Genomic DNA, 23044 nt, shown 5'->3' with positions numbered 1-23044 from the left:
GTAGAGGGGATACCAAAACCGATCCCTATGAAGGTCTTTTCCCTTCACGAGTTGAATAGCAGTATCCGTCGTGCTTTTGAACAAAACTTTGGAGGCCGATTTTGGGTTACTGCTGAGACTAGTGGGATCAAGGCTCCCCCTCAGGGGGGGCACTTTTACTTTGAACTTCTTGAGAAGGGCGAGAGAGAAGGGCAGATCTTAGCCCGATCTCGTGCTGTGATGTGGCGTGCTTCCGTAGGCTCTTTGCTTACAAAGTTTGAATCTGCAACGGGTCAGACTCTTACGAACGGATTGCAGGTGCAGCTTTTGGTGGGCGTCCACTTCCATGAGCAGTTTGGTCTCTACCTTGATGTTTATGACCTAGACCCCACTTTTACGTTGGGGGATATGGCAAGAAAGCGTAGAGAGACGCTAGAGCGATTACGACGCGAGGGGTTGCTTGATTGCCAGAAGTCCCTATCCTTAGGTCGCCCTTTGCGGCATATTGCCGTTATCTCTTCGGCTTCGGCAGCTGGGTGGGGCGATTTCTATAGTCATATACAAGCTACGAGAGAACAGTGGCCTTTCCTTCTCCGACTTTATCCCGCTCTGATGCAAGGAGAGGGAACAACCACTTCCATTCTTTCGGCTCTCCGAGACATTGTACAGAGTGGGATAGCGTATGATTGTGTGGTACTTATACGAGGAGGAGGGGCAGAAATTGATTTGATGGCTTTTGATAGCTATGAGCTTTGCGCCTCAATCGCTCGCTATCCCTTACCTATTATCGTGGGGATAGGGCACGAGCGTGATACAAGTGTTGCCGATAGGGTAGCTCACCATTCCCTAAAGACCCCCACTGCTGTCGCCGAGTTCCTCCTCAATAGTAGAGAGAGAGAGTGGACCCTTCTGAGAAAACTCTCTGAGCGATTGCAGCGATCCGTTGTACTGATGCAGGACTACCATTTGGTACTGTTGCAGCGCCTTGTGCATCACCTCCCTATAGCTATAAAAGAATCTACTCAACAGGAGTTTTTTAAGTTGCAACGCCAAGAAGCTACTTTGCAACGCGCTGCTCTCATGCTGCTAGCCCAAGAGAGACAGCGTATTGAGCACTGCAGCTATGTACTCAAAGCCACAATGCCCAAGTTGTTGCTCAGCTACCAAAGCGTATTAGAGCAAGAGCAACAGCACCTACAGCGCGTACTTCCCCTCATCCTAGAGAAGAAGAAAGAATCTCTTGAGCATTTGGCAAGGTTGGTGCAGCTTCTTAGTCCTCGTCAAACACTCAAGCGAGGGTATTCTATTGTACGAAAAGCGGATAAGAGTATCCTCTCTTCTCAGCAACTAACGAGGGGCGATACCCTCGAAATCTTCTTTTACGAGGGACGTGTGGGAGCGCAGGTTTCTTCTGTGGAATCCCCCTCCTCCGGATCCAATGACCCTGAAAAATCAATCTCTTTGTGATGAAATATATTGCTTCTATAGGTCTCCTTTTGCTCTTCTTAGCTCTTGCATTGACGGGCTGCCGTGACCAATTTGACCATTTTACATCAGACCCGAATGCGCGCATTTCGTTCTCTCAAGACACCTTGCGTTTGGATACTTTATACTCTGAGCAACCCTCTTCTACGCGTACGCTATTGGTTTACAACAAAGGAAACAAGGCTCTCAAAATAGATGAGATAAGGTTACTCCATGGAGTGGAGCGAGGCTTCAGAATAAATGTAGATGGACGGTCCGGACAGCGTTTTGAGGGGGTGACACTACCTGCAGGAGATAGTATTCACATTTTTGTAGAGGCTACTCTGCAGAGGGTGATTGATGATTTGCCTCAATTGATTACGGACTCGATCTTATTCCGCTTCAATGGGAAACAACAAGCACTGCGGATAGAAAGTTGGTGCCATAATCTTGATCAATACGATGTGCTTCAGGTTCAAAGAGACTCTGTGATAACTGCTCAAAGGCCGCTTTATATCCGTGATAGTTTAGTGGTGGATGAGGGAGTAACCCTTACCTTGGAGGCAGGCGTACACTTACTATTGGGCGACAAGGCCCATATTAGCATCTATGGCACTTTATGCGCCAATGGTACTCCGACGGAGAGAGTACTCATAGAGGGGTTGAGACGTGACTATTTAATCCCTTCTATAAACTATCGTCTCGTGCCCGGGCAGTGGGACTTTGTGCGTTTAGCTCGTGCTACAAAGGGGAATAAACTACTCTATACAACCATCCGAAATGGTAGAGATGGGATTATTTGTGATGCTGCACACTCCGCAAGTGGAGAAGAAACTCTTTATGCCGAGGGGCTGATTATAACGAATATGAAAGGGCGTGCTCTTGCCCTTGATAGAGCACGTGTTCGTTTGTACAATTGCGAGCTTTCAAATACACTATCTACCTCTCTTTTGGTTACGGGAGGTGTAACGGAATTGTTGCATTGTAGTTTGGTGAATTACTATGCTTGGGACAAAAGAGAGGGAAGTACCTTGGTATATAATCTACCAGAGGGTGGTGGAGCAGAGCAGACCTCTTTCAAAGCAACTAATACGCTAGTGGATGGGGCACGTAGTGTGATACGTATAGCAGGAAGGGAGCCTGTGGGGGGAGAGATTGAACTCGCCGAGAAGGTAAGAGAGCGAACTACGTTCGACCATTGCTATTTGCGTACTGCCCTCCCACAAAATAACGGCGTTGCCTACTTTGATTGTATAGAAGCCAAGCAAGCTGCAGATGAGGTTTATGTGCATGCAGGGCGGGACCGGAAAAAAGATAAGATGGATTTTGTCTATTTCTTCCAGCCTTGGGCAGATGCTCCATGGGTACAGAAGGGGGTAAAAAGTGACCTGTCTACAGATATACAAGGGCGCACAAGAGCTACACAACCTACCATAGGAGCTTATGAACCCTCTACGGAAAAGCGAAAGTAGATAGGAGGGGGAAAGACTTCTTACGGAAACGAAAAGGTCTCGATTTAGAAGGTTGTAATAACCTTTTAAACCGAGACCTCTTTTTAGAGCACTTCTCTAGGCGAGAAGATGCTCCAAAGGGGAGGGGGATTACGTTATACTCAAATATCTATGAGATCTAACTGCAGCCTTCTCCTAAATGGGGATCAATCATGATCCTGATGGTAGTGATACACGATATGTGCAAAAAGCTGATATAACCCATTGTTGTCAGGTTGTGTGTATAAGATAATGGATAACTGCTCATCCAATCCCAACTTAGTATTGTAGGCTGTATAGGTATATCCTATCTTTCCTCCTTGGTTGGCAAACGATCCATTTCCTGTAAAGCCATATGCATCAGCGATGTTTTTTATTTTCTCCTTTCCAGATTCTGTAGCAAAAGGATTCTGCTCATCTTCGAAGTTGATGCGAAGTTCTATGTGTACTTGGGTTTTATCAATGAAGTTGTATCGAATAGCTCGGATATAGCGGTCCTTAAGGATTTGTCCATTAGAGATAGGAGCAAAATAGTATCCGACTTTTTCGGGATCCTTCTCTTTCATATAGGGATTGGCATATATCCATCCAAAGGGTTCGTTGGCAGCCTTTATATCTTCAAAGAGTTCTTTCATGAGATCTCGTTTGGGGATGTAGAAAGGAGGAGCTAGCGCATTATCCTTGTTCCCAATCATGCGAGCAGAGTAGTCAGTCTCAGGTTTGTAAACAAGTACCGGAATTCTCTTAGTTTGGTTTCCTGCCTTTACAACAATGTATGCATTGCCTTCTGCTTCACCTTTTACCTCACCCTTTTCGTTTACAGTAGCGATCTTGTTATCGGTAGAGTTAAAGGTAACAGCGGTATTCTCTGGGGTAATGGTTGTCTTAAGAGTTGCTACTTCTCCGACTTTAATTTTTAGAGAGGCTGGAGAAACGGTTAGCTTAACTTCAGGGGTCTTGGGACCGCATGCGGATACCATCAAAGTAAAGATGGCAAGTGCCATAATGGCAAATTTGTTTCTATTCATATGTTTTTTTGTTTTGGGTTCTTTTTAGAGGAGAAAAGGAAGTACAGCGGAGGTGCTGTACTAACCTCTTCTCTGTCATAGGATATTACTTCTTGAGTACAGTGATACGTTGAGAGATACGTTGATTTGCAGTTTCTAGTACCACAATAAATACACCTTCGCTTAGCTGAGAAAGATCTACACTCTCTTGAGGATTACTAATCTGAACGAGGCGAGCTCCATCCATACTGTACACACTTAGTTGGGCAACCTCTTGTGCATTCTTTAGATAAAGCGTAGAGTTTGATCCAAGTTGTGTTGGGAATACTTCCGGAGTGTTTGTGTCGATTCCTTCCGTTGCAAGCTCTGTTTCGTAAGATACCTTCACTTCGTACTTGTCGCTGGTAGAACCTGTTGCATCTTGGTAGGTCATAGCCTTTAGTCCTTTGGCAACTTCCACACCATTCTTCAATACCTTATATTCCTTTACAACGGGGAAGGTTACCGGAGATACCGCTTTTGCAAAGCATTCGAAATCTTCTTTCTTTTCAACATCAGGCGAGGAAGCGAAAACAACACGGATTGCATGATATGCTTCGGGAGGTGTAGAACCCCTATAATAATCTTCAGGAACAGGGTGCTGCATCCCATTAACGAGGAGGAATGCGTCTAGGTAGCGACGAATTTCGTTATCGCTATCCTTTACGTAAGCAATCCCGATGGGAGCATCATCGTTGGGAGATCCACAACCTACAAAAAGATCCTGCATGGGGTCGAATTGGAAGGGCTTATCAAGAGTTACCGTTAGCCATTCGCCTTCTTTCCATGTATCGGGTACATCGAATACCTGCTCGTATAGCTTACCAACATTAGTGTCCTTTATTTTGTTATACTCAACACCATTGCGAATACAGATGCTATATTTCCCTTTTGCTTTTGTATCGGGGATGAGTCGTACGGCATAGATGCAAGGAGCTTTTTCTCCCACAAACTTGTCGCTGGGCATACGTTGTACCAATCTATATCTATCAGGAGTGTTCCAGCGACCTTTCATTTCGCACTTGGGGCGTGCATATGTGCCTAGTTGCATGTTTTTGGGATAACCGAAGAGGGAGATCTCTTGTAGATAAGAGGGAGCTTTCCAAGTCAAGTTAACACCATTAGAGCCATTTGCGCTTACTTCTACAGGCACGGTTTCGATGAGTTTCCCTAGATATAGACCGCGTTCGGCGATATCGGAATCTCCATACGTGTAGGCTTTGCCATTATTAAATCCATCATCGGGGATGGTAAGACCGTTGTAGTTGTAGCGAACTTGTACACCATATACAACCCCTCCTTCTCGATTAGATCCATTGAGGGCTTCGGTGCGAGTTTCTGTAAAGGAAAGTTCGTCTGTCTCTCCGAGCTCCTTTACCAATACTCCATTTCTATACACACGATACTGCAACTTCCATTCTGAGGGTAGGTTCTTTTTATCTACACCCTTCCAAGAAACTTGTATCTTTTCGTTGTCTGTTAGTCTGATAGTCAAACCACTAATCCCTTCAAGGGGTTTCAAGTTTTCTCTCCAAGTCCCTTCTAGTTTCTCTGCTTCACCTTGTGTTTTAGGGTCAAGGTAGATATCCATTGAGGATAGAGGATTGCTGGGATCCTTATAGTTATCCCAGTGGCGGCTGAGACGTCCATAATAGTTGGGGTAGTCACCACACTTAGAGCGTCCTCCCGTGAGAGTCCCTACGACTAAGTGATTCTCATCAAAAATTGAAGAGCCTGATGATCCTCCTTCTGTATCCCCTTCGGTGAAGGTTACTAGGAAGTGGTCTCCCTTTCCGCCCTCAGATCCGAAAACGTCCCATGTGCTAATCTCCAAGGGTTTGTCAGAAATAGAGATCTTTTTAGCGTCTCCAGAAGGGTGGTGGATTCCTACAATTCGTCCTTTGGGGCGTGCTGTAACACGATCCCAGCCGTTGTAGTAAACCCTATAGTTCTTGGGAACCTTACTATTGGCAAGTAGAAGCATACCATCGCTCTTGGCTACACCCTTCCCTTCGATAATAGGAAGATAGCTCTTTACCGTACAGCCGATTACAGACTTACCTCGGCTCAAGGCTTCTGCTCCATTGCTGCAAGTTGGCTTTTCATAGTTGAATCTGAAAACCCACTTGTCGAGATCCGCTTGCGAGGTTAGAGGCTTGTCATTATCTCCGGTGATACAGTGTGCTGCCGTAAGGATGTAGGGCGCAAAGTCGAGGTTGGTGTTATTAAGAAGGTTCCCTGAGCAACAACCCAAAGATACCTTACCATCTTCGGTTTCGTACATAACGATCTGTACCACCCCTGTCTTCTCGGTTTGCCATTCTGCCCCTTGCTTACAATTGACACCAATCTGGCAAAGAGGGTCGCTATTATCTTCTCCGGGGTCGAAGAACTTCTTTGTGAGAGATCCCAGACCTACATGAGAGTAAACAATATGACCTATACCATCAATCAATAGAGAGGGCATCTCATTCCTTCTCCCCGGTACGTATTCAAGGATCACTTCATTACCCTTGAGAGGCTCTGTAGAGAAGACGCCGTGTTTGGGGTGTGTCTCGTTGGTGTAAGCTCCAAGAAGGGCACTTTTGTTGGTGTTGTATATGAAAAGTTTCCCTCCGTCATTTGGAATAAAGAAGTCCTTGTAGGTAATAGAGAGTGCTTTAGCTCCTGGGGATGAGATGGCTAGGCGATAAATCTCTTTTCCAGATTCTAGAGTGGTGCGTTTAGCCTCCTTGGCAAAGTCGATAGAGGTCTCTACAACTTGCCCCACGCGTAGAGGTTTAAAGTGAATGGAGTTCTTGTTCCATTCGTTCAAGGTTTTCAGGTCTTGTGCATTAAAGTCGGGGGCTACTCGCACAATGTTGATGGCCTCAGCTCCTCGAAGCTCAGACTTGGGTGCTGTAAAGCTGGGGGGCAATCCTCCAAAGGATTCCTGTGCATAGGCTTGATAAGCTTGTGCTCCGATTAGAGGAGCTGCTAGCGCAAGCAGTACAGCCTTTTTACAATTGATTTTCATTTTGATCTGTTGTAATCTATATAGATGTCTTAATTCTTCACAGAATAGAGGGAGAAGCCATGTCATTCTCTGTATGACAAGGTAGCTCCTCCCTCATAAAGACTATTTAAAACTATGCTTAGTGACGAACAATGAGACGTTTAGAAACATTGCCTACCAACACAACATAGATACCTTCTGTGAGTCCGTCTACATTGAGAGATGCTCTACCAGAGAGATCTGCTACAGAAGAGAGAACGCGTACTCCGTCTAATGTATATAGATCGATAGTAGCTTCCTTAGAAGCGCCTTCAACAAAGACTTCTGCTCTTGCAGGGTTGGGGAAGAGTACAACGTTTACATCGTCTCTAACTATCTCTTTGGTGAAATTGCTTGTCCAAGTTTCTCCTTCATAGGGATCCTTAGTGTCGAGGAGCCACACAAATGTTGCTTCTACTTCTGTATCTTCATTGAGGACAAATTCTTTGGTTCCCTTAATGTTCTTCCCATTTGCCTTCAAAGATTGGAGTTCTCTTTCTCCATCCGTTTCATTGGGGTCAATGGTAGCGATAACTTCAACCTTCAAGCCTTTAGGAAGTCTCTCAAGATCCTGATTGAGTCTTTCACCTCTGAGCTTTAGGACCCCATGACCATCACGTTTCAGTGTTACCTTGCAGATTTCATTGGTAAATGAAGCAACTACTTCTCCGTCTTTAGATACCCAGAAAGTTGAGTTTGCGAAGAGATCTTCGGGGGCAGCACCTTCTTCAGAAGGGGTAAATTTGAGCGTCTTTAGCCCATATCCGGCATCAGGAGTAATTGTTACATCCACTCTAGTGTCTGTATAGGCTTGTATAGAAGCAGCATCTTGGTTGTTGAGTTTGATAGAACCTCCATTACCTTCTGTACGACACTTTATTGTACGAAGTATAGCTCCCGGATACTTAGCCCAGGTACGGTGGTCAAGGATGTTCCAGTTTTTCTCCATAGCAGCCTTTACATCGTCTGCAGTACAGAGGTTTTGTTCTTCAGGAGAACGAGTCTCTACTGCGTAAAGAGACCCCGCACTATACGATTCTTTCTTATCGGCTAGAGACGCAACAAGCTTCCTCATGTTCTCTCCCTGAATGTTGTTTTTATAAACATTGACTTCAGAAAGTTTATTAAGACCTGTTAGATCCAAAGCGGTGAGCTTATTATTGCCCAACTCAATGCTTTCTAGATCTTTACAAGCAGAGAGGTCAATAGAAGAAAGTTGGTTGTCGTTGAGGAAGAGGTATTTGTGAGTGCCAGTAAGTTTGATAGAAGTAAGTTTATTCTCACTTGCATAAATGCTTTCAAGATCACCGGTACAATCAGTGAGGTCCAGTGAAGTTAGCTCATTCTTCTGAACACCAAGAGTTGACAAGGCAGGACAACCGGTAACCTTGAAAGAGGTTAGCTTGTTGTTTTCGATTGTGAACTTATAAAGGCTTTCAAGACCCTTCAATTCAAATTCGCCTGTAAACTTATTGCTCCCTAGGCCAACTTCGCTAAGAGACTCGGCACACTTGGAGAAATCTACAGCGGTAAGGCTGTTATTTTCAAGGTTGATCTCGCTGAGTGCTGGTAGGTTTTCTAACTTGATTGTAGAGATCTTGTTACCATAGAGGTTTAGTTCTCTAAGTGCGGGAAGTCCAACAGCTGTAAAGTTTGTAAGTCTTGAGTTTTGATGCTTGTTCTTGATTGAAATTGCGTCAAGCTTGGGACAATTAGAGAAACTTACAGCATCAATAGGATTGTACGAAAGCACAACACTCTCCAGAGCTGGAAGATCCTTAATATCGATCTTTGAGATAGCATTGTTATTAAGATCGAGATTTTTGAGTTTCGTCAAGCCTGTAAGATCAATTTCACTGAGCGAACTCATTGTTAGTGAGGCAACTTCGAGATTTTTTGCAGCAGTTAGATTAATCTTTATCAGCTTACTTCCATCACATTTGAGCCATTTCAAGTTGGCGCACCCCGTAAGGTCAATCTCGCGCACATCAGTAGCAGAGGCTCCTAGATATGTGAGAGCTTTCATCCCAGTAAGATTGAGTACACCCATCTTATTGGTTTCTACGATAAGTTGTTGTAGAATTTCGGGGTTTTCGAATGTAATAGAGTCAATGGCCGATAGGTTACAATCGAACTCTGTGACAGGACCTGTAATGGTAATCCAGTTCTTTGTTACCTTCCATGCTTTGTTGTGTCCATCGGGTAGGGTTATGAGTTCAGCACCTTCAATTTTGACTCCGCCCTCTCCAGGCATAGGCGTCATGACGAGGTTAATTCTCTCATCACTGTTCGGCTTTACCTGCGTTCTAAACTTGATGACTTGTGGTTTCGGTTCCTGGGCATTGGCATGGTTGGGCAAAAGCGCTCCCACGAATGCCAGCAACGAAATAAGCGTAGCAATTCTAAATTTCATAGCTTTTGTTAATTATGAGAATGATGTTCTATAACCAATACTTAGGGAATGTAAACCTTCTGGGTCTTTCCATTGGAAGAAACCAAATAGATACCCGTAGACAACTCTACACTGAAGGCTGTTTCGCTAGTGCTGTATACCAAATAGCCATTGAGAGAGTAGAGGTTTACCTGATTAGCTTCGGGGTTTTGGATGCGAAGAACGCCTGCAGAGGGCATCAAAAGAAGACTTTCGTTCTCTACTTCTTCGGCACTCAGACCTTCTAGTTTTACGATTTGGCGGATTTTCTTCCATGCAGAGGCCTTCTTATATTCAGGGAGACTTGCTTCTGGCACTTGCAACTGCACTCCCTTAACAAGATCATCATCAAAGTCTACAGACTTTCCTTCAGAATCTAATACCTTGGGAGGTACCTCAGCATAGACACGTATTATACCCTTACCCTTGGTGGCGAGGGCATCACAAGATGAAAATACGAAGTCTCCGATCTTCTTACAACCTTTCCCAATCTCTACATAGTTGAGGCGCTTACAATCTTGGAACGCTCCTGCTGCAATCGTTTCAACTGCATCGGGTACTTTTATTGAATGGATGTTGCTACCACTGAAGGCATATGTGCCAATGGTTTTAAGAGTTGTGGGGAGGATAACCTCACGGGGGCCTTTACCTCTGTAATCCTCTTCCATGTGGCTGTTTTCGTAGAGTACGAGCATTGCCTTGTCGCCAATGTGTTCGATACCTTCGGGGATAGTAATCGGATCCTTCTTGTCCGTGTAAAGGAGAGATACGGCTGTGTGAGTCTTTTTGTTGGCAAGGAGTCTGCCGTTCATGAGGGGCTCGTAGGTAGTATTACCGGCAGCTACTTCAAATTTTTCGCAGCTTTCGAGAAGACAGAAAACTGAACCATCGGCAATTTTTTCTACAGAGGCAGGGATTTTTATTGATTTTAAACTCCTACAGAGATAAAATGCAGTCGATTCAATTTCTTTGAGCCCTTCGTTCATGGTGATTTCTGTAAGGTAATCACAAAACTCAAAAGCCCCTTGAGCGATCTTCGTTACTGTCGCAGGGAGGACAACCTCCTTTACACCGGGTCTGTACGATGGATATTTGATAACTGTAGTCTCATCCTTCGTATATAGGGCGCCATCTCTATTAGAGAAAGCCTTGTTCCCTTCTGCTACAATTATTTCTTTGATATCCCAGCAGCCAGAGAATGCTGCATCTCCGATCTTTTCGAGTCCCTTACCGAGTTTGATAGAACCGAGTTTGATGGCTTCTTTGAAGCACTTTTCGCCAATTTCTTCTGTTGCATCGGGAATTTCCATCGTTTTAATTGACGATCCCCAGAAAGCACTCTGGCCAATGTATTGGATTGTCCTGGGAAGTTTAACACTTGTTAGATTGAACATGTTTGCAAAAGCAACACGTCCAATAGCAACTACAGTATAGGTGTTACTGCCATGAGTAATAGTCTCGGGCACAACCATATCGTATTGGTAGACATTATCTATCCCACTATATGGAGCTACACCTACAGTCTTATTTGCTTCGCTGATAACGTAGTAGAACAACTTCCCTACTTGAAATTTTTTTGAGTAGTCAGGTTTTTTCCACGAGTCATCGAATGTTGTGCCTCGGGTGGCATTGTAGGTTACATTGTCCCCGGTGCTAATTTCTTTTTGGGCAGCCGATGGCACGACTGTATTCCCAAAAGAATTCGTTGCTACTGCAGACATTACTGAAGCAATAGCAACAGAAATAAGGGTAGTTCTTTTCATCTTTTCTGTTTTAATGTTTATATTGCGGTTTTATATCATATAGTCTTTGCAAGCGGCTTTTTGCCGCTATCTTTATTTCCACTCACATGCGAAGATAGATACTTTTTCCAAAACGACAATCTTTTCTGGGCTCCGAAAGTCTATTTTTTGGGGTGGATTATCTGCTCGATAATAAGGTTGTTTCATTTCGTACTATTCCCTGTACGTATTATACGATTTTGTGCGTACAGTGGGGTGATGAGCTGAAAAGAACACAAAAAGGCTACTACACAGAGAGATGACGAAAAAACCTTTACTGCTGACTCGTACTAAGTACTATGCCCTCAGTTTTTATTCTTCTTTCCCGTGCAGTAGTCTCTTTAATATTTTGGGGTTTGGGTGTTCTTGGAGTGGATCAACAATTGCTTCTTAAGGGAAAAAGCTGCCTTTGAGCGATGAAGAGAGTCTTCCATTAGAGAAAAACAGATACACTTGCTTCGTGGCTCCAGCGGATAAAAGTTCCTCTTATAAGGCGAAGGGGGCAGGGAGTACGAACAGAAATAGTAGAGCGTCTCAGGAGACAAAATAGAAAAAGAGCCTGCCCCGTATTGTGGGCAAGCTCTTTTGGTTTTGGATTATAGGCTCCTTTGGAGTCTAGTGATTATCTATCCCCTTTGCAACCATTGAGAGGGCAATATGGGTAGGTGGGCGTGCATTTCAGCCACGCTTAGCAAGGGCACATTGCCAATCCCATGCCGAACGGAGGGTTTCTTCTAGGCTTTTCTCTGCGTGCCAACCGAGCACTTCGTTAGACTTTGTAGCTTCTGCCCAAATGGCTTCTATATCGCCTTCTCGCCTATCCACATACCGATGAGGAACCTTTACGCCTGTGGCGGTCTCAAATTTTTCTATGAGTTCGATTACACTTACCCCTCTACCGGTACCGATATTGAACATATCAAGCTGAGGGGCTTCCTTCGCTTGTAGCATCCGCTCTAGAGCTGCAATATGGGCTTTTGCCAGGTCTACAACATTGATGTAGTCTCGAATGCAACTACCATCGGGGGTATTATAGTCAGTGCCAAATACACTGAGTACTTCACGGATGCCTGTCGCCGTTTGCGTTAGATAGGGAATAAGATTTTGAGGAACTCCGTTGGGTTCTTCCCCGATAAGAGCTGAGGGATGGGCTCCGATTGGGTTAAAGTAACGTAGCAAGGTAGCTCGAAAATCTGCTCCTGATAGGATGGTATCCCGAATAATTTCTTCGTTAATCTGTTTGGTATTTCCATAAGGCGAAGTTGCAGGAAGGATAGGGGCATCTTCACTTACGGGGAGCACATCGGGCTGACCATACACCGTGCAACTCGAAGAAAAAACAAGAGCTTTGGTTGCAAACTCTTGCATGCACTCCAGCAGGGTGATGAGCGAGAGGATATTATTGCGGTAGTAGAGTAGGGGTTTTTGTACTGACTCCCCTACAGCCTTGCTCGCTGCAAAGTGGATAACGGCATCTATGGGGTGCTCCCTAAAGACTTGGCGCAAGGCCCCTTGGTCGCAGCAGTCAATTGCATAAAACTCGGGGCGTTTGCCCGTGATGGCTTCAACCCCATCGAGCACCTCACGACGAGAGTTGTTTAGGTTGTCTACTACTACTACCTGGTAGCCTGCCGAGATGAGTTCTACCGTCGTGTGGGAGCCAATATAGCCTGTTCCTCCCGTTACGAGAATGGTTCCTTTCATAGTGAATGATTGATAGTGTCGATGTATTGTAGTAATTCTTCTCTCCCTATCGCTTTTTCTGATGAAGTGTAAAAGAAGGGGGGGAGTTCGTCCCACTCCTCAGACAATGTCTCTTGGTATCGCTTTATAGACTCTTGCAATTTGGGGCGAGAGAGCTTATCAATTTTTGTCATGACAATAGAGAGAGGTACCCCGGCTTCACCCATCTGCTGGATAAACTCTAGGTCTATTTTTTGTGGCTCCAGACGGCTATCGACGAGTATAAACAGGTTGATAAGTTGCTTACGTCCCAAGATATATCCCTCAATCATACGGCGAAAGGCAAGGCGTTGCTCCTTATTGCGAGCGGCATAACCATAGCCCGGGAGGTCTACAAGATGCCAATCTTTATTGATCAAGAAGTGGTTGATGAGTTGGGTTTTGCCTGGTTTTGAACTTGTCATTGCCAGCTTTGTGTGCCCCGTAAGCATATTGATAAGGGAAGATTTACCCACATTAGAGCGTCCGATGAAGGCATATTCCGGTAGTTTACTCTCGGGGCATTGATCCAATTGAGCACTACTTTTGACAAATTCGGCAGTCTTTATTATCATGAACTTTAGCAGTCGTATTTGTTGAATGACACAAGTTAAATGCCTCCTTTTTGGGGAGGACGTCACCTGCAAAGGTAGTCTCTTTCTACTAATTGATTGCCCCTCTCTCTACGAGAGGCAGGAGGCTTTTGTAGGAATAACTAATCTCCTCATTAAACGAGAGCCATCTATGGAGACAAAAAAGGGGAGCTCACTCATGTATGAGTGTACTCCCCTATAATGAATCCGAATCTGACTAGAATTCTATCCGAATCTGGTTAGTTTTTCGCTAGGATCTAGGTAGAATTCTATTTGATTCTGGGCAGGAAATTATTTGTTGTAGCGTGCTTTTAGGATGCGTACCATGTCTTCGCTCATTGAGTCAATGTCGAATTGGGGTTTCCAATCCCACTCTTGGCGAGCGCAAGTATCGTCAAGTGAGTTGGGCCACGACTCTGCGATGCCTTGGCGGAGAGGGTCTACATCGTAGGTCATCTCGAAGTTCGGGATCTGACGCTTTACGGCAGCTGCGATTTGGCTAGGCTCGAAACTCATAGAGGCAATATTGAAAGAATTGCGATGAACGAGGCGCGTAGGATCGGCTTCCATTAGCTCGATGGCGGCACGGAGAGCATCGGGCATGTACATCATATCCATGTAAGTACCCTCTTTTATGGGGCAGACAAACTTACCCTCTTTTACCGCAGCATAGTAGATATCCACAGCGTAATCTGTTGTACCACCTCCGGGGAGAGTGACGTTGGAGATAAGGCCGGGGAAGCGCACCGAGCGAGTGTCTACACCGAAGCGCTTGAAGTAGTAGTCGCTAAGAAGCTCACCGGCTACTTTGGTCACCCCGTACATCGTCTTGGGGCGTTGTAGGGTATCTTGGGGTGTCTTGTCTTTGGGGGTATCGTTACCAAAAGCTCCGATAGAGCTAGGAGTAAATACGGCACATCCTTTTTCACGAGCAATCTCAAGTACATTGAAGAGACCTCCAAGTCCGATATGCCATGCAAGTTGAGGTTTTGCCTCTGCTACTGCACTCAGTAGGGCTGCTAGGTTGTAAATCGTATCCACATGGTACTTATCTACCACCTCGCTAATCTGCTGGGCGTTGGTAATGTCCACCACTTCGGCAGGACCGGATTCTGCCAATACACCCTTGGGCTCTGCACCCGGGATATAGCCTGCAATTACATTTCCGGAGGGGTAGGTCTCCCTCAACTTCATAGTGAGCTCCGAGCCAATTTGCCCTGTTGAGCCGATGATGAGTATATTCTTCATTACTCCTAAATGGTTAACTATATATCTTCTGCAAAGGTAACTTTTTGCTATTTATTAGAGGTCATTCTCCACCTTTTATAGCGAGCAAATGATTGCGTAACGGATTGGCATACATGAGTAGCATCTGCTGGCGCAGGTGGGGGCGTGCTTCTTGGGGAGTAGGGCATTTATCTAGTTGAGCCTCTACGTATTGCTCAAATTTTCCCTGTTCCTTACTACTGTAATGCCCCGCCGTATGGTGGTGCGTAGAGCCCCTCAGGAGATCATCTGCGATGTAATTTGCCGGATACAATCGGTAGTGGCGATGTATCTCACGGTCTATAAGTTCGGCAGCAAGAAGCAATTGATCTTTGGGGCTTTTGGGTAGTTCTACCCCGGAGATTAGCTCCCGAAGTGGTGTGCCAATAGTAACATGTATACGCCCCTTTTTGCCCATAAGCCCCTCGCGCATATTCAGTACATCCTCACCGGGCGACTTGTGGTATTCGCCATTTTGCTGACGAGCAAGTAGCTCCATCGCCTTGAGGTAGTCACAGGGGTCGTATTCGTAGCTAATGCTTACGGGTACAGTGTTTATGTTTACCAGTCTATCTATGATTGACCCCTCTCCTGCGATGGCGAGCATTTTGAGTAGTGCAGGTTGGGTGCGATCGTTGCTATCCTTTGCACGCCCCTCGCGTTGGGCAATCCACAAAGAGGCTTTGTCTTGGGTAATACTATGGAGGATATAGGCCGAGAGTGCCTGAGAGGAGGCAAGGAAGTCGCGGGGCGATTCGGCGCGTTTTACGGTGACGCTATCCATCAGCCTTACCACTTCTTTAATCCAAGGGCGAGCAAAGAGGTTGTCGCCAATGGCAATGCGGGGGAGGCGATACCCCTTATCGGCTAGTAGTACATTGAGTATCCCGGTATCTAAAATAATGTCTCGGTGGTTACTCACAAAGGTGGCCGGAGTATCCCCTCCGAGGCGAGATGTACCCGATAGATCGCAACTAAATGCCGTTTTTTGCAGGATATAACGAATGATATTATAGCCGAATGCCAGTTTTATCTCCCGTATCGTTTGGGATTTTAGCATACCCTGTTTTAGAGCCTCGGCCTGGTTAGGAAGAACCTGATCGAGCAGGGAGCAAAACTCCGGATCGTCCAATAGTTGCTCTACGGCATCGTGTACTTCACTATCGAGATAGGGACGAATATCCCTCCATATTTCGGTTGAGGCAGTTGAGGTCATAGGAGGTGTAGTTTGTCGTTTATAATCGCTGTAAATATATGGGATAGCTCAAGCCCGGCAGCTCGTATCTCTTGGGGGATAAAGCTCGCTTCGGTCATACCGGGGGTCGTATTGACCTCTAGTAAGGTGGGCTTGCCGTCGGCTTCGATAATATAGTCTACGCGGATAATCCCTTGGGCATGCAGTAGGAGGGCAATACGAGAGGTGAGGTCTTGTAGCTCTTTGGTAAGCTCTGCTGAGATGCGTGCAGGCGTAATCTCATCACTATTGCCGTGATATTTCGCATCGAAGTCGAAGAATTCTCCTTTCTTTATTACCACCTCTGTAAGAGGGAGAGGGTGGGGGGTATTGTTTACAATGTAGCAACCGGATGTCACTTCTGTACCTTCGATCAGTCGCTCTACGAGCACCTCCGGAGCTTCTTCGAAGGCTTTTTGTATAGCCACGGCAAGTTGGTCCATGGAGGTTACTTTGGTTGTAGCTATGCTAGACCCCCCGGCATTGGGTTTTACAAATACGGGTAGAGGGATGCGCTTGGCTACCTCTTCCACTTGGTAGGGAATGTCGGAGAATAATCGCTCGGAAGCAGCTATGCGAATACCAAAGGCAGAGAGATAGTGGTTGCAAGTGAATTTGTCAAAGGTGAGAGATTCGCACAAAACTCCCCCCGTATTGTAGGGAATCTCGAGCATATCGAGGTACCCTTGCAGCAATCCATTCTCGCCAGGAGTCCCATGTATGGTAATGAAAGCGTAATCGAAACGGCACTCTTTATCTCCAAGGATAAAGGAGAAGTGGTTGCGGTCTATGGGGAGCCATGTTTCCTCTACTTGTACCTCCCAGAGTTCTTTTGATAGGCGAACGAGATAGGGGGAGAAGAGGGTAGTATCTATATTTTTTATGATGGTGGCTGCACTACGGAGCGATACTTCTCGCTCTCCGGAGTACCCGCCGGCAACAATGGCTATACGTGGTTTTTGGGTCTTCATATACACTACACTATATAAGTGGGATAGGGTCAAATTTGATATTTATAAGAGGGAAAGAGCATAATCTCTCCACTCCAAGATGAGTTGCTCCATGTCTCGAGGGATCGGGGCTTCGAAGCGCATAAATTCTCCGGTTGAGGGGTGGGTAAATCCCAATGTGCGTGCATGGAGGGCTTGTCTCGGGCAAAGCTCGAGCATATGGCGCGCAAACGACAAGTAGCTACTAGAGGGGCGCCCTCGAAGTATCTCGCTACCTCCATATTTTTCGTCCCCAAAGAGAGGGTGATTGATGCTCTTCATATGGGCGCGGATTTGGTGAGTTCTCCCCGTTTCTAGCCGGCACTCAATGTAGGATACAAAGGCAAAAGTCTCAAGTACCCGATAGTGTGTAATGGCATTTTTCCCCTCATCGCTATCGGGAGGGAAAACGCTCATACGCGTCCTGTCTCGCGGATCTCTACCAATATTGCCCTCTATTTTTCCTTCGCTTTCTTTGAAGGCTCCCCATACAAGAGCACGGTAGCTTCGCTCTGAGGTCTTCTCAAAAAACTGTTTCCCCAAGGCTGTTTTTGCCTCGGGTCGCTTCGCTACAACAAGGAGTCCGCTTGTGTCTTTGTCGATACGATGTACAAGCCCAACATTGGGGTCGTTTGCATCGTATGTAGGGTCGTCTCGGAAGTAATACGCCAAGGCATTTACCAGGGTGCCCGTATAGTTGCCGTTGCCGGGATGCACTACCATACCTGCCGGTTTATTTACTACAAGTAGGTCGTTGTCTTCGTAAACAACCTCTAGAGGGATATCTTCGGCAACAATGCCTCGCTCGTGTGGCGGGCGAGCAAGTCGCAGGGTAATAACATCCCCAGGGCGTACCTTGTAGTTGCTTTTGATGGGAGTCTCTCCCACAAAGAGATAGCCCGCCTCTGCAGCTAGTTGGATGCGATGCCGGGAGCTATGTTCTAATTTGTCGACTAGGAATTTATCGATACGGAGGGGCGTTTGTCCCTTATCCACAACGATGCGAAAATGTTCGTAGAGAGTTCCCCCTTCCTCATCACCCTCTTCGTCGAGAGGAGAGAGGGTATCTAGGTCCTCCTCTTCATTCTCCCAATTCAGAGCCATGTTACCACCATTCTTCGGGTTCGTCATCTTTTATTGGGGCGACTTCGCGTGTGTCAATCTCCGATTGAGGTGTTGCAGAATCATCATCCCCGCTTGGAATAGCAAATAGAGACTCCTCTATAGCAAGGCTATCTGCACTAAAGCTCAGAGCATCGCTTGTAACCAAAAGGGTAAGATGAGCCTTGATAGTAACTTTAGTGCCAGGGGGTATCAATTGGCCTTTTTCGTTCGCAATCCCTACCACCAGTCCGTTGTATTTGCCATCCACTCGCTTAAGTCCGATATTGGTGAACCCTAACCCTTCTAATAGGGCATTGGCATGACGGGCAGATTGCCCTTCTACCTCCGGTATGGCTATTGTGCGAGGATAAAAAGCATTGATAGTTAGGAAGATGATGCGACGTGGCTTTACACGAGAACCAGATTCGGGGAGAGTCTCAAAGACAGTCCCGGGTTTCATGTCTTCTACATAGTTGGAGTCTACGACTTCGTAGTTCAGTCCGGCATCGTCGAGTTTCTCTATAGCCTCCTCAAAGGATAGCCCTTTTAGCTCGGGTACTGTCACTGCCTTTCCGTGCCGAGTGTATAGATGCATCAGCAGGAATACGATAAAAAGTACCAATATGGAAATGACAACCATAGCTACTATAGAGCTTATTATAGGGTGTTTCCGAATGAATGTCCAGTTTCTCCAATTCATATATTTCTTCGATTGGGGTGCAGAGCGCCACAGCCTCGCTCCCTTATTTGCTCTTGAGAATAAATGAGACAAAAGGAAGAGCTTGGGCACTTTCCGGCTTCAAAGATAAAGCAAAAGAGACACACAACGGCAGATCTTACCTGATTATCTAGAGAAAAAGCATGTAAGGGGAGAGCCTATGAGCGGAGGTTTTTGTCTGTGATTTTGAGAAATAGTAGGGTTGGAATTGGAAAGAACTTAGGTAGAAACAAATCTGTTTTAGCCTCTACGTTTCTTTTTATTGGCCTGTGATTGCTGTATTACTTCCGCTTATGGGATTGAAGAGACTCCTCAAATGTGGTGGAGTGTGTGAGGAAAATTGTATATTTGCAAGAGATATAGTAAATGCAGAAGTATGAGCAAACAGACTACTCCTTCTTTTCGTAGAACGTTGATAGGCTGCCTATTGGCGGTCTTTACTTTGGCTGCATCCACTCAAGTGCTGGCTGCTGCCAATGCGCCGGAGCCTATTGCCCAAGAGCAAAAATTAGTCGTGGATTTTGATGCTCTAGACGATGATTTTACCTTGGTACGTGCCTTTAGCACTTCGTCTGATCTCGTGATAGAGCTGCCGACTCCCAATGTACAGCTAGTAACTATTTACGATATAACGGGTCGGGTATGGTACAAGGCCTCCCCACAAGGTGAGGGGGTACTGCGTATCGGTCATGACCAGCTTCCTTCGGGCCTATTACTTGTAGAGGTTATCAGCAAGGAGGGGCATCGGAAGACCTTTAAGGTGAAGTTGTAAAATACTCCTATCGCGGAGTGTAATAAAAACTCACCTAGAGCCTAGAGTGGTATCCTATCTACTTCTCCTCGGTTGGGTGCGGATGGGTTCTACTCTAGAGGTACATACATCCGCCAAATAATTACGGCTACATATTTGTAAACAATATGGATATCGCGGCACAACTAACCCCACACGCAGCCAACGAAACTGCTACATTGCGTACAGTAGTACTTGGGTTGCCCGATTCTCCCGGAGCTACTCCCTCTCTTGAGGAGGCCTATGATGCAACAAGTTATCGCAGTGTGGAGTTGGGTATTTATCCCCAAGAAAAAGACATAAAAAGGGAGATGGATGCATTACTCTCCGTTTTGGAGAGGTATCAAGTGGAGGTGCTTCGCCCTACGTTCATCCCCAACTACAACCAAATATTTGCACGAGACGTTGCCTTTACCATAGAGGATCGTTTCTTTGTTGCTAATATGATAGAGGATCGGATGCGAGAGGTAGAGGCTTTTCGTCCCATCTTTGATCGCATTGCTCCCGGGCACTTGGTAGAGATGCCAAAGGAGGCACATGCCGAGGGAGGGGATGTACTTTTATATAATGATTATCTGTTCATCGGTACCTGTCGGGAGGATGAATTTGATCGATATAAGACTGCACGTACCAATCGTGCCGGCATAGAGTTTTTCAAAAAGCAATTCCCCGATAAGAAGATCGTCCCGTTGCATTTGAGAAAACACGACACAGACCCAACTCAATCTATTTTGCATCTTGATTGTACTTTCCAACCGGTTGCCGAAGGGAAGGCCGTGGTTTATCCCGGAGGTTTTGCGCAAGAGGAAGAGTATCAACTTATCGAACGCATCTTTGGTCGTGAGAACCTCTTTGTTGTAACCCAAGAGGAGGCCATGAGTCTTTCGACAAACCTGTTTTCTCTTTCTCCTCGGGCTATTATTTCGGAAGAACGTTTCGAGCGTTTGAACCATCACTTGGCAACCGAGTGGAATATGGTGGTAGAGGCAATTCCCTATCACGAGATTTCTAAGGAGGGAGGGCTGCTGAGGTGTTCTACTTGTCCCATTGTTCGTGATTAAATAGCTCTAGACTCCTATCCTTCTCGAGAGCTATGGCTGTGCGCGCTAAGGTTTCATTCGTTTGTAGTGAATGTGGAGCTTCTTATCCCAAGTGGCAAGGGCAGTGTACGGTTTGTAAGGAGTGGAATACGCTAAAAGAGGAGGTAGAGCGTCCCTCTTTGTCTAAGGGAGGGGGTGTAGTAGAGCGTATTATGGGGTATAAACCATCCGTTGCGCGTCCTCTGCATAGCATAGAAGCCTCCGAAGAGGCTCGCTGGGACTTGTTAGATGGTGAGTTCAATCGCGTATTGGGCGGGGGGCTGGTTCGAGGTTCTTTTACTCTACTAGGGGGAGAACCCGGCATCGGTAAGTCTACCTTGCTCTTACAGACGATGCTCCGGCTCCAGACCCTTGGTATCCTCTATGTCTCCGGAGAAGAGAGTGAGCAGCAGCTCAAAATGCGCGCAGACCGCCTGAACAGCGAAAAGAGTAACTGCTTGATTTACTGTTCGACTTCCATAGAGGAAATTTTGGCAACAGCTCAAGAAGTACATCCGGATTTACTCGTTATTGACTCCATTCAGACGGTGGCAACGTCATCGTCGGAGAGTAGCCCCGGTACGCCATCTCAGATCAAAGAGTGCGCAAATCTCCTCCTCCAGTATGCCAAGACACAGGGCGTCTCGATTATTGTTGTTGGGCATATCACAAAGGATGGTTCTATTGCAGGTCCTAAAGTCTTAGAGCATACTGTGGATACCGTATTGCAGTTCGAGGGAGATAAGCACTTCCTTTATAGGATACTGCGAGCCAGCAAGAATCGTTTTGGTAGTACCCACGAAATAGGGATTTACGAGATGCGCAACGAGGGGCTTATGGCGGTAGAGAATCCTTCGGAACATCTAATCTCAAAAGATATGGAGGCTCTTAGCGGGAGGGCCGTGGCTGTCGCTCTAGAGGGAGCTCGTCCCTTGCTAATAGAAACTCAGGCTCTCGTCAGCAGTGCCATCTATGCCAATCCGCAGCGGAGTGCCACAGGATTCGACCTCAGGCGGCTCAATATGTTGCTTGCGGTACTGGAGAAGCGCGCCGGATTCAAGCTCATTAAGCAAGATGTCTTCTTAAATATCGCAGGAGGTATACGCATCAATGACCCGGCTGTAGACCTGGCTGTATTGTCCGCCGTGCTTTCTTCGGGATTGGATCGAGCCATACCCTCTACTTTTTGCATCGCAGGAGAGGTGGGTCTATCTGGGGAGATTCGAGCCGTTCAGCGTATCGAACAACGCATCGCGGAGGCAGAACGTATAGGATTCAAGGATATTATTATTCCGAGAAGTAACGACTCCGATCGTCTACATCCTCCCGGGAGGGCGATTCGCATTCACCTTTGCAGTGGAGTGGAGGAGGCTTTTCGTATTCTATTTTCATCAACTAATCAATAGCAGTATGCGTCGTCATATTTCTCTATTTTCGCTCGCTATATTTTCTTTCTTACTCAGCGGTTGCGTTATTTCCAATGTCACGAGGCATTGTGAGCCTACCACACAAGGGGCCGTTTTGATAGGAGGTAAACTCTATACTTCTGCATGGATTCAGCACTCTGCAGAGTACAAAGCGCTTTGCCAGCAAGCCTATAATATTGCAACGGATCGGGTACTCGAAGCAACTCGTTCGCCTCTAGCTCCCGGGGCTAAGCCTTGGGCCGTTGTTACAGATATTGACGAAACCATTTTAGATAACACTCCCAATGCTGTGCATCTAGCCCTCCGAGGAAAAGAGTTCACGTCCGAATCTTGGAATAAATGGTGCGAGTTGGCCGAGGCCGATACCCTAATGGGAGCTTTGGATTTCTTTTGTTTGGCTCAGGAGCGAGGTGTGGAGATTTTTTATGTCTCCAATAGAGATCCCGAGAGTAGGGTTGCAACCCTTGCTAATCTACAGAAGTTTGGGTTCCCTCAAGCCGATGAAGAGCATCTTCTCTTGCGTGAGCAGACGTCCGATAAGAGCTCTCGCCGTGAAAAAATCCTCTCTAAATACAATATCTTACTCCTCTTGGGGGATAATTTAGGAGACTTCGATCATATTTTTGATAGCTTGAATGCTAAAGATCGAAAGGATGCCGTCCAAAAGTTCAAGAGTGAGTTTGGCAAGAAATTTATCGTATTGCCCAATCCTAATTATGGTACTTGGGAGCGAGTTCTCTTGCATGAAGCCTCCTCGAATGCGGAGAAAGAGTATCTTTCGATGCATCAACAACACCTCCTGATGCACCAAGAACACCTTTTGATTCATTCCCTACACTCCCAAAGCGGAGAGTAATGCTTTAGTCATACCCTTTGGTAATTCTATACAAAGACTTT

The 23044-nt window shown here is 46.1% G+C and carries 17 protein-coding genes; 6 read left to right on the top strand and 11 right to left on the bottom strand.

Going from position 1 to position 23044, the window contains the following annotated elements; all coding sequences use genetic code 11:
* Window positions 1-27: 27 nt before the first annotated feature.
* Both xseA and ACTTHR_RS03325 read left to right on the top strand, forming a co-directional pair.
* Window positions 28-1446: an exodeoxyribonuclease VII large subunit gene (xseA, locus tag ACTTHR_RS03330; RefSeq protein WP_442605182.1), complete on the top strand. Its 1419-nt coding sequence runs from the start codon at window positions 28-30 to the stop codon at window positions 1444-1446.
* Window positions 1446-2915: a hypothetical protein gene (locus ACTTHR_RS03325; RefSeq protein WP_442605181.1), complete on the top strand. Its 1470-nt coding sequence runs from the start codon at window positions 1446-1448 to the stop codon at window positions 2913-2915. The genes xseA and ACTTHR_RS03325 overlap by 1 nt, the downstream gene beginning before the upstream one ends.
* Before the next feature lie 185 nt (window positions 2916-3100).
* On the opposite strand, the gene ACTTHR_RS03320 is transcribed toward ACTTHR_RS03325, so the two are convergent.
* The 11 genes from ACTTHR_RS03320 to ACTTHR_RS03270 form a co-directional block, all read right to left on the bottom strand.
* Window positions 3101-3961, bottom strand: coding sequence for an Ig-like domain-containing protein (locus ACTTHR_RS03320; RefSeq protein ID WP_442605180.1), 861 nt, complete (start codon window positions 3959-3961; stop codon window positions 3101-3103).
* Window positions 3962-4046: 85 nt separating this feature from the next.
* Window positions 4047-6995, bottom strand: coding sequence for a T9SS type A sorting domain-containing protein (locus tag ACTTHR_RS03315; RefSeq protein ID WP_442605179.1), 2949 nt, complete (start codon window positions 6993-6995; stop codon window positions 4047-4049).
* A 118-nt stretch (window positions 6996-7113) separates the two neighbouring features.
* Window positions 7114-9426, bottom strand: a complete 2313-nt coding sequence (locus tag ACTTHR_RS03310; protein ID WP_442605178.1) for a T9SS type A sorting domain-containing protein — start codon at window positions 9424-9426, stop codon at window positions 7114-7116.
* A gap of 41 nt (window positions 9427-9467) precedes the next feature.
* Window positions 9468-11207, bottom strand: a complete 1740-nt coding sequence (locus ACTTHR_RS03305; protein WP_442605177.1) for a leucine-rich repeat domain-containing protein — start codon at window positions 11205-11207, stop codon at window positions 9468-9470.
* Window positions 11208-11903: 696 nt separating this feature from the next.
* Window positions 11904-12929, bottom strand: a complete 1026-nt coding sequence (gene galE / locus ACTTHR_RS03300; protein WP_442605176.1) for a UDP-glucose 4-epimerase GalE — start codon at window positions 12927-12929, stop codon at window positions 11904-11906.
* Entirely contained in the window at window positions 12926-13522 is a 597-nt protein-coding gene (yihA, locus tag ACTTHR_RS03295; RefSeq protein WP_424037861.1) for a ribosome biogenesis GTP-binding protein YihA/YsxC, read from the bottom strand. The genes galE and yihA overlap by 4 nt, the downstream gene beginning before the upstream one ends.
* Window positions 13523-13831: 309 nt before the next feature.
* Window positions 13832-14788 carry an NAD-dependent epimerase/dehydratase family protein gene (locus ACTTHR_RS03290; protein ID WP_004334670.1) on the bottom strand — a complete coding sequence of 319 codons (957 nt, stop codon included), beginning with the start codon at window positions 14786-14788 and terminating at the stop codon, window positions 13832-13834.
* A gap of 61 nt (window positions 14789-14849) precedes the next feature.
* The gene (locus ACTTHR_RS03285; protein WP_442605175.1) at window positions 14850-16022 is read right to left on the bottom strand and encodes a 1-acyl-sn-glycerol-3-phosphate acyltransferase; all 1173 of its coding nucleotides are present in this window, start codon (window positions 16020-16022) and stop codon (window positions 14850-14852) included.
* A complete protein-coding gene (locus ACTTHR_RS03280) occupies window positions 16019-17011 on the bottom strand; it encodes a D-alanine--D-alanine ligase (RefSeq protein ID WP_442605174.1) in 993 nt (330 codons plus the stop codon). Before ACTTHR_RS03280 ends, ACTTHR_RS03285 begins: the two co-directional genes overlap by 4 nt.
* 42 nt (window positions 17012-17053) lie before the next feature.
* Window positions 17054-18133 carry an RluA family pseudouridine synthase gene (locus ACTTHR_RS03275; protein ID WP_442605200.1) on the bottom strand — a complete coding sequence of 360 codons (1080 nt, stop codon included), beginning with the start codon at window positions 18131-18133 and terminating at the stop codon, window positions 17054-17056.
* Between the two features lies 1 nt (window position 18134).
* Window positions 18135-18773, bottom strand: coding sequence for a PASTA domain-containing protein (locus ACTTHR_RS03270; RefSeq protein ID WP_442605173.1), 639 nt, complete (start codon window positions 18771-18773; stop codon window positions 18135-18137).
* A 454-nt stretch (window positions 18774-19227) separates the two neighbouring features.
* On the opposite strand from ACTTHR_RS03270, the gene ACTTHR_RS03265 reads away from it, so the two are divergent.
* The 4 genes from ACTTHR_RS03265 to ACTTHR_RS03250 all read left to right on the top strand — a co-directional run bounded on the left by ACTTHR_RS03265 (window position 19228) and on the right by ACTTHR_RS03250 (window position 23003).
* The gene (locus tag ACTTHR_RS03265) at window positions 19228-19623 is read left to right on the top strand and encodes a T9SS type A sorting domain-containing protein (RefSeq protein WP_442605172.1); all 396 of its coding nucleotides are present in this window, start codon (window positions 19228-19230) and stop codon (window positions 19621-19623) included.
* A 146-nt stretch (window positions 19624-19769) separates the two neighbouring features.
* Entirely contained in the window at window positions 19770-20702 is a 933-nt protein-coding gene (locus ACTTHR_RS03260) for a dimethylarginine dimethylaminohydrolase family protein (RefSeq protein ID WP_442605171.1), read from the top strand.
* Window positions 20703-20734: 32 nt separating this feature from the next.
* Window positions 20735-22126 (top strand): DNA repair protein RadA, encoded by a 1392-nt coding sequence (gene radA / locus ACTTHR_RS03255; protein WP_442605170.1) that lies wholly within the window; start codon window positions 20735-20737, stop codon window positions 22124-22126.
* A gap of 4 nt (window positions 22127-22130) precedes the next feature.
* On the top strand, window positions 22131-23003 hold the full coding sequence (locus ACTTHR_RS03250; RefSeq protein ID WP_442605169.1) for a 5'-nucleotidase, lipoprotein e(P4) family: 873 nt from the start codon (window positions 22131-22133) through the stop codon (window positions 23001-23003).
* The last annotated feature ends 41 nt before the right edge of the window (window positions 23004-23044 follow it).

Origin of the sequence: Porphyromonas endodontalis (genome assembly GCF_052173515.1) — a bacterium.
GTDB lineage: Bacteria > Bacteroidota > Bacteroidia > Bacteroidales > Porphyromonadaceae > Porphyromonas > Porphyromonas endodontalis_A.
Note: the sequence above shows the minus strand (reverse complement) of the source record. Positions and strands in the feature narration are given on the sequence as shown.

Bases quoted from the DNA above. Each gene is read 5' to 3' on its own strand.
- galE (WP_442605176.1), bottom strand. From the start codon at position 12,929: ATGAAAGGAACCATTCTCGTAACGGGAGGAACAGGCTATATTGGCTCC.
- ACTTHR_RS03285 (WP_442605175.1), bottom strand. From the start codon at position 16,022: ATGACCTCAACTGCCTCAACCGAAATATGGAGGGATATTCGTCCCTAT.
- ACTTHR_RS03265 (WP_442605172.1), top strand. From the start codon at position 19,228: ATGAGCAAACAGACTACTCCTTCTTTTCGTAGAACGTTGATAGGCTGC.
- ACTTHR_RS03310 (WP_442605178.1), bottom strand. From the start codon at position 9,426: ATGAAATTTAGAATTGCTACGCTTATTTCGTTGCTGGCATTCGTGGGA.
- ACTTHR_RS03270 (WP_442605173.1), bottom strand. From the start codon at position 18,773: ATGGTTGTCATTTCCATATTGGTACTTTTTATCGTATTCCTGCTGATG.
- ACTTHR_RS03280 (WP_442605174.1), bottom strand. From the start codon at position 17,011: ATGAAGACCCAAAAACCACGTATAGCCATTGTTGCCGGCGGGTACTCC.
- ACTTHR_RS03290 (WP_004334670.1), bottom strand. From the start codon at position 14,788: ATGAAGAATATACTCATCATCGGCTCAACAGGGCAAATTGGCTCGGAG.
- radA (WP_442605170.1), top strand. From the start codon at position 20,735: ATGGCTGTGCGCGCTAAGGTTTCATTCGTTTGTAGTGAATGTGGAGCT.
- ACTTHR_RS03275 (WP_442605200.1), bottom strand. From the start codon at position 18,133: ATGGCTCTGAATTGGGAGAATGAAGAGGAGGACCTAGATACCCTCTCT.
- ACTTHR_RS03315 (WP_442605179.1), bottom strand. From the start codon at position 6,995: ATGAAAATCAATTGTAAAAAGGCTGTACTGCTTGCGCTAGCAGCTCCT.
- xseA (WP_442605182.1), top strand. From the start codon at position 28: ATGAAGGTCTTTTCCCTTCACGAGTTGAATAGCAGTATCCGTCGTGCT.
- ACTTHR_RS03305 (WP_442605177.1), bottom strand. From the start codon at position 11,207: ATGAAAAGAACTACCCTTATTTCTGTTGCTATTGCTTCAGTAATGTCT.
- ACTTHR_RS03320 (WP_442605180.1), bottom strand. From the start codon at position 3,961: ATGAATAGAAACAAATTTGCCATTATGGCACTTGCCATCTTTACTTTG.
- ACTTHR_RS03260 (WP_442605171.1), top strand. From the start codon at position 19,770: ATGGATATCGCGGCACAACTAACCCCACACGCAGCCAACGAAACTGCT.
- ACTTHR_RS03325 (WP_442605181.1), top strand. From the start codon at position 1,446: ATGAAATATATTGCTTCTATAGGTCTCCTTTTGCTCTTCTTAGCTCTT.
- yihA (WP_424037861.1), bottom strand. From the start codon at position 13,522: ATGATAATAAAGACTGCCGAATTTGTCAAAAGTAGTGCTCAATTGGAT.
- ACTTHR_RS03250 (WP_442605169.1), top strand. From the start codon at position 22,131: ATGCGTCGTCATATTTCTCTATTTTCGCTCGCTATATTTTCTTTCTTA.